Origin of the sequence: Microbacterium sp. CPCC 204701 (assembly GCF_004010105.1) — a bacterium.
Taxonomy (GTDB): domain Bacteria; phylum Actinomycetota; class Actinomycetes; order Actinomycetales; family Microbacteriaceae; genus Microbacterium.
This window is the reverse complement of record NZ_RRYE01000084.1, coordinates 1-9,420: the sequence shown is the minus strand read 5'-3', so window position 1 is coordinate 9,420 and position 9,420 is coordinate 1. Positions and strand designations below refer to the sequence as shown.

Here is a 9,420-nt window from a genome sequence, read left to right as displayed (position 1 = left end):
GACAGCGGGGTCGGGCGTGGCAGGCGCTGGGCCCACGCGCCCGGAGGCCACGGGCGACGCGCCAGCGGCGGCTGGAGGGGGCGTGGGGATCATGCGCTCAGCCTAACCACGCGCCTCCGGCCGCGGCATCCGTTCTCTCCCGGGTCATGAGCACGACGAAGACCGCCGCGACCAGCAGCGCCGCCCCGGCTCCGATCAGCGCGCCGCCGAGCGTGTCGCTCAGCCAATGCGCGTGCAGATACGTGCGGCTGAACGCCATCAGCAGCACCCACACCGCACCCGCGACCCCCACCCACACGTGCGGGAAGATCACGACCGCCGCCGCCGCGATCGTCGCCGCGTTCGCGACGTGTCCCGACGGGTACGAGCCATAGTCCGAGACGACGAGGATGCCTTCGGGTCTCACACGCCCGAACAGGTGCTTGAGCACCTGCACACCGGTCGCCGACACGGCTTCGGCGGCCAGGAAGTACGCGGCAGCCCACGGCCGCCTCAGCACGATGAGCCCGATCGCGCCGCCGATCGGCACCGCGAGCACGCCGAACCACCCGGCCCCGACCCAGTTCATGACGCGCGCGAACCCCAGCATCACCGGGTTCCACCACGTCGTGACCAGGGCGTTCCACCACGCGTCGACGGCGAACGGCTGGTCGCCGCGCGCGAAGACCCACCAGCCGAGCAGACATGCGAGCGCCACGAGCACGCTCCCCGCGACGAGGAACCCGATGACGGTGCCCCTCGTCGGCCGCTGCCGGTCGATCATCGCCCCATTCTGCCGGGCTGAACCTCCCATCTGTGAAGATGGGGCCGTGACCCGAGTCGTCGACGTCGTCCGCGCGGTGATCGCACCACTCACCCGCACGCGGGTGTTCCGGCGCGTGATCGGCCCGACTCTGCTGCCGCCGCTCGAGCATCTCCTGGCGCGGATCACCCACGGGCGGGTGCAGCTGAGCGCGCTCCTGGTGCCGTCGCTCGTGCTGCACACAGTCGGCGCCAAGTCGGGCGTCGCGCGCGACGTGCCCCTGATGTACACGCCTGACGGGCAGGGCCGCGCGATCGTCGCCGGCACGAATTTCGCCGGCGAGCGGCACCCCGCGTGGACGACCAACCTGCTGGCGAACCCGGATGCCGACATCACCGTGCGGGGCCGGCGCATGCGCGTGCGCGCCACCCTCATCCCCGGGGCCGAGCGCGACGCCACGTGGGCGACGATCGAGCGCCAGTGGCCCGGCTACCGCAACTACGAGCGGGAACCCGGGCGCACGGTGCGCCTCTTCCGCCTGCAGCCGGTGCGCCCGCCGGACTGACTCAGGGGGTCAGCCGCTCCACCGTGCGCGGGCGCACGATGAGCCACAGCGCCAGCACGCCGATCACCGCGCACCCCACCATGACCGAGGCCATCGTCGTCGCCGTGATGCCGGCATCCCGCGCGATCCACCCGACGAGGGGCGAGATGAGGCCCGCGACGCCGAAGTTCGATGCGCCGATGATCGACTGCGCGGTGCCGGCTGCCTTCCCGTGGCGATCGAGAGCGAGCACCTGTACGCACGGGAACGTGAACCCGCACGCGGTCATGAACACGAACAGCGGCACGACGGTGCCCCACAGTCCGAGGCCCAGCTGGTCGGTGACGATGATGGCGGATGCCGCGATCACCAGAACGGCCGTCGACCAGGCCAGCACCCACTGCGGGCCGAAGCGGGCCGCGAGCCGCGACGCCGTCTGGACGCCGAGCACGACGCCGAAGGAGTTCACGGCGAACATCAGCCCGTACTCCTGCGGGCTCAGCGCGTAGTCGAGCTGGAACAGGAACGACGAGCTCGAGAGGTACGAGAACAGGCCGCTGAAGGTCATGCCGCCGATGATCAGCACGCCGAGGAAGACGCGATCGCTCAGCACGCTGCGGTAGCGCTGCCAGACCGTGGTCGCGCCGCGCTCGTGGCGGCGCGCCGGCGGAAGGGTCTCGGGGATGAACACCAGCGCCGAGACGAGCATCACCGCGCCGTACACCGCCAGCACGGCGAATACTCCGCGCCACGGCATCACCAGCAGCAGCGCCGAGCCGACGAGCGGCGCGAGCACCGGTGCGACTCCCGAGACGAGCGCGAGTCGAGACAGCATGACCACCAGTCGCCGCCCGCCGAACAGGTCGCGCACGATCGCGGCGGCGACGACGCCGCCGGCCGCGGCGCCGGCTCCCATCAGCACGCGCGAGACCGACAGCAGCTCGAGCGACGGCGCGAACGCGGCCGCCGTGCTCGCCAGGACGTGCAGCGCCGTGACGGCGAGCAATGGAACGCGGCGGCCGACCTTGTCGCTCAGCGGACCCACGACGAGCTGCCCGAGCGCGAAGCCCACCATGGTCCCCGTGAGCGTGAGCTGGATCGCCGCCGCCGTCGTGTCGAACTCGGCCTCGAGCACCGGGAACGCGGGCAGGTAAAGGTCGATCGTGAACGGTCCGAGGGCCGTCAGGGCGCCGAGCAGGATGATGTACAGAACCCGCTTGCGGGTCGGAATGGAGTCGCCCGGGTGAAGGACGATCGGCGCGGTGGCGGGATTGCTCCCGAGCGTGCGGATGGCGCCGGTCGAAGTGGGGCGGGGCGGCTCCGGCGCCGGCTTCGGAGCGTCGGAGGCGAGATCTTCGGGGCGCTGGACGGCGACGGATGCGGTATCGAGCAACGGTTCCTGGTTTCGGGGAGTGCGGAGAGTCGGCGACGAGAGGGTCGAATCGATTCGAACGTCCGATGATACCGCACACGGTCGGCGGCCTCACAGCGGACCCTCGCATGCGCTCGCATAGGATGAGGGCAGCCACAGGCCTGCCCGCGCACCGCGACGCGCGGGCGCACCCGCCCCTCCCTCATGGATTGGTAGAGATCACGCCCATGACCCCGCCCCCCGCCGACCAGCGCAAGAGCGGCAACCCTGCCACGCAGGCCGAGATCAACCTCACCGTCAAGCAGCAGCGCGAGCAGAAGCGCCAGGCGAAGCTCGCCGAGTACCAGAAGCAGCTGGCCAAGCGCCGCCGCAGCAAGCTCGTGTGGTGGATCGTGGGCTCGACGGCGGTCGTCGTGATCGTCGGCCTCATCGTGGCGTCGATCGTGTTCGCGCCCGCTCCCCCGAAGCAGTACGAGGCGGGCAGCGACGGTGTCGAGATCGAGGGCGTCGAGACGTTCGAGAACCCGACCGAGCACGTCGACGGCACCGTCGACTACGAGCAGAGCCCGCCCGCGGGCGGCCCGCACAACGCGGTGTGGCTGAACTGCGGCATCTACGACCAGCCCGTTCCCAACGAGAACGCCGTCCACTCGCTCGAGCACGGCGCCGTGTGGGTCACGTACGACGCCGACGAGGTCACCGGCGAAGAGCTCGACACCCTCGAGAGCCAGCTCCCCTCGAGCTACGTCGTCCTCTCGCCGTACGAGGGACTCGACTCGCCCATCGTGCTGTCGAGCTGGAACCACCAGCTGAAGCTGGATTCGGCCGACGACGAGCGGATCGGCCAGTTCTTCGAGGAGTACTGGCGCAGCCAGAACGTGCCCGAGCCGGGCGCCTCGTGCACCGGCGCGCTGGACGCACCCGGCAAGCAGTAGTCCGCATGGGCGACGAAGCAACCGCCGAGCGGCGACCGCTGCGCTGGTGGGCGGTCGCGCTCGTCCTGCTGGCGATCGCCGCGCTCGCCTTCGCGGTGGGGCGGTTCTCGACGTTCGGGTCGCAGGGCCCGGGGGCGCCAGGCACCGACTCTCCTGAGGCCGGGTTCTCGCGCGACATGCAGGTGCACCACGCGCAGGCGATCCAGATGGCCATGGAGATCTACCGCACGACCGAGGACGACGAGCTGCGCGTGCTCGCGTACGACATCGCGACCGGCCAGGCCGGCCAGCGCGGCGAGATGTACGACTGGCTCGTGCAGTGGGGGCTGCCGCAGAGCGGCGGGCCCATGATGCAGTGGATGCAGGCCTCCGACGAGGGCCACGCCCACGGCGGGACCGACGGCGAGCCGCTGACCGACGAACAGGCCCGCGAGGCGATGGGCATGGCGACGGATGCCGAGCTCCAGGCGCTCGAAGACGCCACCGGTCAGGAAGCCGACTGCCTGTTCCTCGAGCTCATGATCCGCCACCACGAAGGCGCGATCCCGATGGCCGAGGCGCTCGTCGAACTCGGCTCCGACCCGCGCGCGCTCCAGGTGGCCGGCAGCATCGAGGCCGGCCAGACGGCCGAGATCGACGCCATGCGCTCGATGCAGGACCGCCTCGGATGCGCGCCCTGACGCCTTCCTACCCCTTCGTGCTGCCCGCCAGCAGGCCCCGCACGAAGTAGCGCTGTAGACCGAAGAACACGATAAGCGGCACGACCAGCGACACGAACGCACCGGCCGTCAGTCGTTGCCAGTCCTGACCTCGGGATCCGACCATCTCGGCCAGGCGCTGGGTGAGCGGAGCGACATCCTGCGTCCCGCCCGAGAAGATCAGGGCCACGAGCAGGTCGTTCCACACCCACAGGAACTGGAAGATCGCCACCGACGCGATCGCCGGCGTCGCCAGCGGCACGATGACTCGGAGGAAGATCTGGCTGTGGCTCGCGCCGTCGACGCGCGCCGCCTCGATCACCTCGCCCGGGATCTCTGAGATGAAGTTGTGGAGGAGGAAGATCGTCAGCGGGAGCGCGAAGATCGTGTGCGCGATCCACAGCGGCAGGTAGTTCTGCACCGGGATGATCGGTATGACGTCGTGCAGCCACTCCTGGCCGGGCCGCAGCCAGATCGCGAAGGTCTGCAGCAGCGGCACCAGCGCCATCTGGATGGGCACGATCTGCAGCGCGAAGATGAAGATGAACAACCAGTTCGAGAACCGGAACCTCATCCAGGCGAACGCGTATGCGGCCATCGACGCGAAGACGAGAGGGAAGATCGTCGCCGGGATCGCGATCGCGAGCGAGTTGACGAAGTAGGCGCCCAGCTGCGGCGAGGACTGCGACGGCGAGAGCAGGACGTCGCGGTAGTTGTCGAGCGTGAACCCCGGGTTTTGAAACACCGTCCACCAGCCGGTCGTCTGGATCAGCTCCGCCGGGCGGAATGACGAGATCAGGAGGCCGAAAGTGGGGATTGTCCAGAGCACCGCGATGACGAGGGCCGCGATCGTCGCGACGGGAGAGGTGAGACGGCGCTTGACGCGGGCGGCCGGCCGGGTGTCTTCGGCGGCCTCGCGATAGGCGTCCGGACCGCCTTCGATCGGAAGGTCGACGGGGGCGACGCTGCTCATCGGATCTCCCTCTGCTTGCGGAGGACATTGACGTTGTAGATGACGATCGGGATCACCAGGAGGAACAGGATCACCGCGAGCGCCGACCCGCGGCCGATCTCGCTCGCGCGGAACGCCTGGACGTACATCTCGTTCGCCACGACAGATGTGTTGAAGTTTCCGCCGGTCATCGTGCGGACGATGTCGAAGACCTTCAGCGTCGCGATCGAGATCGTGGTGAGCACGACCACGAGCGCGCCGCGGATGCCCGGGACGGTGACATTGGAGAAGCGCTGCCACGGGTTCGTGCCGTCGAGCATGGCCGCTTCTATCTGCTCGGTCGGAATGCCCTTGATCGCGGCGCTCAGCACGACCATGGCGAAGCCGGTCTGAATCCAGATCATCACCACGATGAGCAGGACGGTGTTGATCGGGTCGGTCTGCATCCACTGCACCGGCTCGCCGCCGAACGCGACGACGAACGCGTTGAGGAGACCGATCTGGTCCCGGCCGGCGGAGCGGTATTCGTAGACGAACCGCCAGATGATGCCGGCGCCCACGAACGAGATGGCCATCGGCATGAACACGAGTGCCTTGTAGTACTTCTCGCCGCGCGACTTGTCGATCCAGACCGCATAGGCCAGGCCCAGCGCGGTCGAGAACGTCGGCACCAGCAGCACCCACACGACGGTGTTGATGAGCGTGCGGATCGCCGAGGGCTGGGTGAACATCCACACGAAGTTGTCCCAGCTGAAGTTGCCGGCGTTGTCTTGGAACGCCAGGCCCGTCGTGCGGATCGCCGGCCACACCAGGCCGACGGCCAGCAGGATCACCGCGGGCAGCAGGAACCAGAGGAGCTGCCACCAACTCCGCTTGTTGCCGATGCGACGACCCATCAAGAAGATCAGCAGGCCCACGATCGCCGCGAAGATCACCAGGCCCATCACCACCTGGAGGATCTTTCCGATCAGATCACCGGTTGTCATCGGTCACCTCTCTCGCTTCGTCATCGAAGGATGCGTGCCACGGACGGGCGCCGTGGGCGGGGGCCGAGGAGTCCGGGGCGGTGCGGCCCGCCCCGGACTCACTCACTGCGGGTCAGCTCGCCGGCCAGCTGGCTTCGATCTCGTCGGCCACCGCCTGCGTGTCGGCGCCGCCGACCCACTCGACGATGCCCTGCCAGAACGACGCGGCGCCTACGGCGCCCGGCATCAAGTCGGAGCCGTCGAAGCGGAACGTCGTCTCGGGGTTCTGCAGGATCTCGATCGACTGGACGAGCAGCTCGCTCGACGCGTTCTCGGGGTCGACGCCCGTGTTGGCGCTGATCACACCGCCGAGGCTGACGCGGTTGTTCGCCCACGTGTCGCTCGACAGGTACGCGCGCACCGCCTCCACCTCCTCGGCGTCGCGGAACGCCACCGGGAACTCGCCGCCGCCGGTGACCGACAGCGGATCGTCGGCGTTGACCGGAGGCAGCAGGAAGCCGAAGACGTCGCCGTTCGAGGCGACCTCCACCTCGTCGCCGCCCTCCGGGTTCCAGAACGTCTCGTAGAACGACGCCTGGTGGTGAAGCGAGCACTCCCCGTCGAGGATCGGCAGGCCGGCGTCCTGGAACGCCGTGCTGATCTGCGTGGAAGTGTCGCCGAACCCGCCGTTGACCATCTCCTCGTTCCTGAGGTACTCGCCGACCGCGTCGAACGCCTCGACGACCTGCGGGTCGTTGAACGGGATGCCGTGGGTGACCCACTGGTCGTAGACGTCCGGCCCGTGCAGGCGCAGCATGTAGTCCTCGATCCAGTCGGTGCCCGGCCAGCCGGTCGCCTCGCCGGACTCCAGGCCCACGCACCAGGGCTTGTGGTCGCCGACGTCGGCGATCTCCTGCGACAGCGCCGTGAGGTCGTCGAGCGTCGCGGGAATCTCCCAGCCGTTCTCTTCGAACTCCGTCGGCGAGTACCAGACGTAGCCCTTGATGCTGGCCATGAGCGGCGCGGCGTAGAACGTGCCGTCGTAGGTGCCGTAGGTCTTCCAATCCTCCGACCAGAACTCGTCGACGTTCGCCTCGACCGCCTCGGAGGCCGGGATCAGCCAGCCGCCCTGCGCGAGACGCGCGAGCAGGCCCGGCTGCGGCACGATGCCGATGTCGGGAGCGTTGCCGCCTTCGGCGAGGACAGCGATCTGCGCCTCGAACTCGCTCGAGCCCTGATAGTCGATGGTGATGCCGGTGCACGAGGCGAAATTTCTCCACGAGTCGACCAGACGGTCGGCCTCGAGATCGAGGATGGTGCCGCCGATCGTGACGGTCGCGTCCTCGAACGTGCCGTAATCCTCGTAGTCCGAGCAGTCGACGTCTTCGCCGCCGCCCTCTATGTCGCCGGTGCAGCCGGCCAGGGCGAGGGCTGCGACGCCCACGCCTGCCGCCGCCGCGATCAACCGACCGCGTCTGTGCACTCTCATTCGTCCTCCTCATCGAGTTCGCGGAGCCCGAGATCGGCCTCCGCCCGTTTTCGGGAACCGATTCCATGCTCACGCTAGGGGATGCCGCGGAGCGACACAATCACTCTGGGTCACAACTCGGTAAACAGCCATGCGCTGCTGGCGCGTCATCGACCGGCGGGGCACAATGGTGGCCGGAACCGGTTCCAGAATCCGCGGACTGCGTCGTCCGCGGACGCGAGGAGGACCCGATGGCGGGTATCGCCGACGTGGCGCGCGCGGCAGGCGTCTCGAAGTCGACGGCGTCGCGGGCGCTGACCGGCGCGGGCTACGTCTCAGAGGCCACCCGGTCGCGCGTGAAGGATGCCGCGGCCGCCCTCGGCTACGTCCCCACGACGAGCGCAGTGAGCCTCGTGACCGGCCGCACCCAGACGATCGGCGTCGTGATCCCCTCGCTCGACCGCTGGTTCTTCGCACAGGTGCTGGAGGGAGTCCAGGACGCGCTGCTCGAGCACCGCTACGACCTCGTGCTGTACGGTGCCCCGCCGGAGTCGGCGGCGCGACGCGAGATCTTCGAGCACTTCCTCGCCCGCAAGCGGTTCGACGGCCTCATCGCGGTGGGAATCGAGCCCAGCGCCCGCGAGCTCGAGCGCCTCATCGCGTTCGGCAAGCCGGTGGTGAGCGTCGGCGGGTACGACGCCGGCACCGATGCGGTGTCGATCGACGACGAGGCGGCGGCGCGGATCGCGACCGAGCATCTGGTCGGCCTCGGTCACCGCGACATCGTGTTCCTCGGCGGCGACCCCGACGGTCGCCGGACGAGCTTCGGCGACGCGCGCCGCTTGGGGGGATACCGCGCCGCGATGCGGGATGCCGGGCTCGACGCATCCGCCCGCCACGTGCAGTCAGAGGTGACGATGACCGGCGGCTACGGCGCGGCCGCCGAGCTGCTGGGCGACCGGCGCACGCGTCCGACCGGGATCGTGGGCGTGTGCGACGAGGTCGCCGTCGGCGCGATCATCGCCGCCCGCCGGCTCGGCATCCGCGTGCCGGAGCGGCTGAGCGTGATCGGCGTCGACGACCACGCGTACGCCGAGATGTTCTCTCTGACCACGTTGCAGCAGCGCCCGCACCAGCAGGGGCGCGCAGCGGTGCGGCTGCTCATGTGGCAGCTGCGCGACCCCGAAGCGACGACGCACCGCGTCTACGAGTCGTCGCCGCTCGTCGTGCGCAACTCGACCGCCGCCGTCGACGACGCCGCCTCGGCGATCATCCGCGCAGGTCCCGCCGCCACCTCCTGACCGGACCGACTCCGGCCGTCGCTCAGAGCAGGCCCAGCTCGCGGAACGTGTGCGCCCCCCAGACGACCCGTTCGACGGCATCCTCGACCCCCGTCACGACCCGGAACGTCTCGCCACCCGCGGTGACCGCGCGCCCGAGCGCCGGATCGACGGATGCCGGCGCCGGCCGCCGACGACCGCCTCCAGCACGCGTGAACGCGCCGGTACGGCGCAGCGGTGCGAGGAGCTCGTCGCCCGACCGCACATGGGCGGCGAGGTTCGCGAGCAGCCCGGTGCGCTCGTACGCGTACGTGCGCGGCAGCGCCGGGCCGTCGCGGAAGACGTGGAGCGTGTCGAGCGTGTAGTGGTAGACGAGGTGGCCGCGCGTGCCGCGCACCAGCAGATACGGCTCGTGCCGCCGCGGAGCGGTCACCGCGAGTCCGGCCGCGAAGCGCGCGCCGCCG

General features: G+C 69.7%; 9 protein-coding genes and 1 pseudogene. 4 read left to right on the top strand and 6 right to left on the bottom strand.

The annotated features are described in order from the left end of the window. Window positions 1-97: 97 nt before the first annotated feature. Window positions 98-763: a phosphatase PAP2 family protein gene (locus EIO58_RS07480; RefSeq protein WP_127819003.1), complete on the bottom strand. Its 666-nt coding sequence runs from the start codon at window positions 761-763 to the stop codon at window positions 98-100. Between the two features lie 46 nt (window positions 764-809). Here EIO58_RS07480 and EIO58_RS07475 point away from each other — a divergent pair, with 46 nt between their 5' ends. Beyond that, window positions 810-1,307, top strand: a complete 498-nt coding sequence (locus EIO58_RS07475) for a nitroreductase family deazaflavin-dependent oxidoreductase (protein ID WP_127819002.1) — start codon at window positions 810-812, stop codon at window positions 1,305-1,307. 1 nt (window position 1,308) lies between these two features. Here the strand turns inward: EIO58_RS07475 and EIO58_RS07470 are convergent, their stop codons facing one another. Continuing rightward, a complete protein-coding gene (locus EIO58_RS07470; protein ID WP_127819001.1) occupies window positions 1,309-2,679 on the bottom strand; it encodes a multidrug effflux MFS transporter in 1,371 nt (456 codons plus the stop codon). A 206-nt stretch (window positions 2,680-2,885) separates the two neighbouring features. Between EIO58_RS07470 and EIO58_RS07465 the strand changes: the two genes are divergently transcribed. Both EIO58_RS07465 and EIO58_RS07460 read left to right on the top strand, forming a co-directional pair. Next, the gene (locus EIO58_RS07465; RefSeq protein WP_127819000.1) at window positions 2,886-3,593 is read left to right on the top strand and encodes a DUF3105 domain-containing protein; all 708 of its coding nucleotides are present in this window, start codon (window positions 2,886-2,888) and stop codon (window positions 3,591-3,593) included. Window positions 3,594-3,598: 5 nt separating this feature from the next. Continuing rightward, window positions 3,599-4,273 (top strand): DUF305 domain-containing protein, encoded by a 675-nt coding sequence (locus EIO58_RS07460; protein WP_127818999.1) that lies wholly within the window; start codon window positions 3,599-3,601, stop codon window positions 4,271-4,273. Window positions 4,274-4,280: 7 nt separating this feature from the next. Here the strand turns inward: EIO58_RS07460 and EIO58_RS07455 are convergent, their stop codons facing one another. From EIO58_RS07455 to EIO58_RS07445, 3 genes are all read right to left on the bottom strand, one after another. Next, window positions 4,281-5,264, bottom strand: coding sequence for a carbohydrate ABC transporter permease (locus EIO58_RS07455; protein ID WP_127818998.1), 984 nt, complete (start codon window positions 5,262-5,264; stop codon window positions 4,281-4,283). Beyond that, window positions 5,261-6,229, bottom strand: coding sequence for a carbohydrate ABC transporter permease (locus EIO58_RS07450; protein ID WP_127818997.1), 969 nt, complete (start codon window positions 6,227-6,229; stop codon window positions 5,261-5,263). Before EIO58_RS07450 ends, EIO58_RS07455 begins: the two co-directional genes overlap by 4 nt. Window positions 6,230-6,341: 112 nt before the next feature. Continuing rightward, complete coding sequence (locus EIO58_RS07445) at window positions 6,342-7,697, bottom strand: ABC transporter substrate-binding protein (protein WP_127818996.1); 1,356 nt, start codon at window positions 7,695-7,697, stop codon at window positions 6,342-6,344. A gap of 230 nt (window positions 7,698-7,927) precedes the next feature. Here EIO58_RS07445 and EIO58_RS07440 point away from each other — a divergent pair, with 230 nt between their 5' ends. Next, window positions 7,928-8,977: a LacI family DNA-binding transcriptional regulator gene (locus EIO58_RS07440; RefSeq protein WP_127818995.1), complete on the top strand. Its 1,050-nt coding sequence runs from the start codon at window positions 7,928-7,930 to the stop codon at window positions 8,975-8,977. 22 nt (window positions 8,978-8,999) lie between these two features. Here the strand turns inward: EIO58_RS07440 and EIO58_RS18695 are convergent. After that, a pseudogene (locus tag EIO58_RS18695) lies at window positions 9,000-9,420 on the bottom strand (hypothetical protein); the annotation flags it as partial.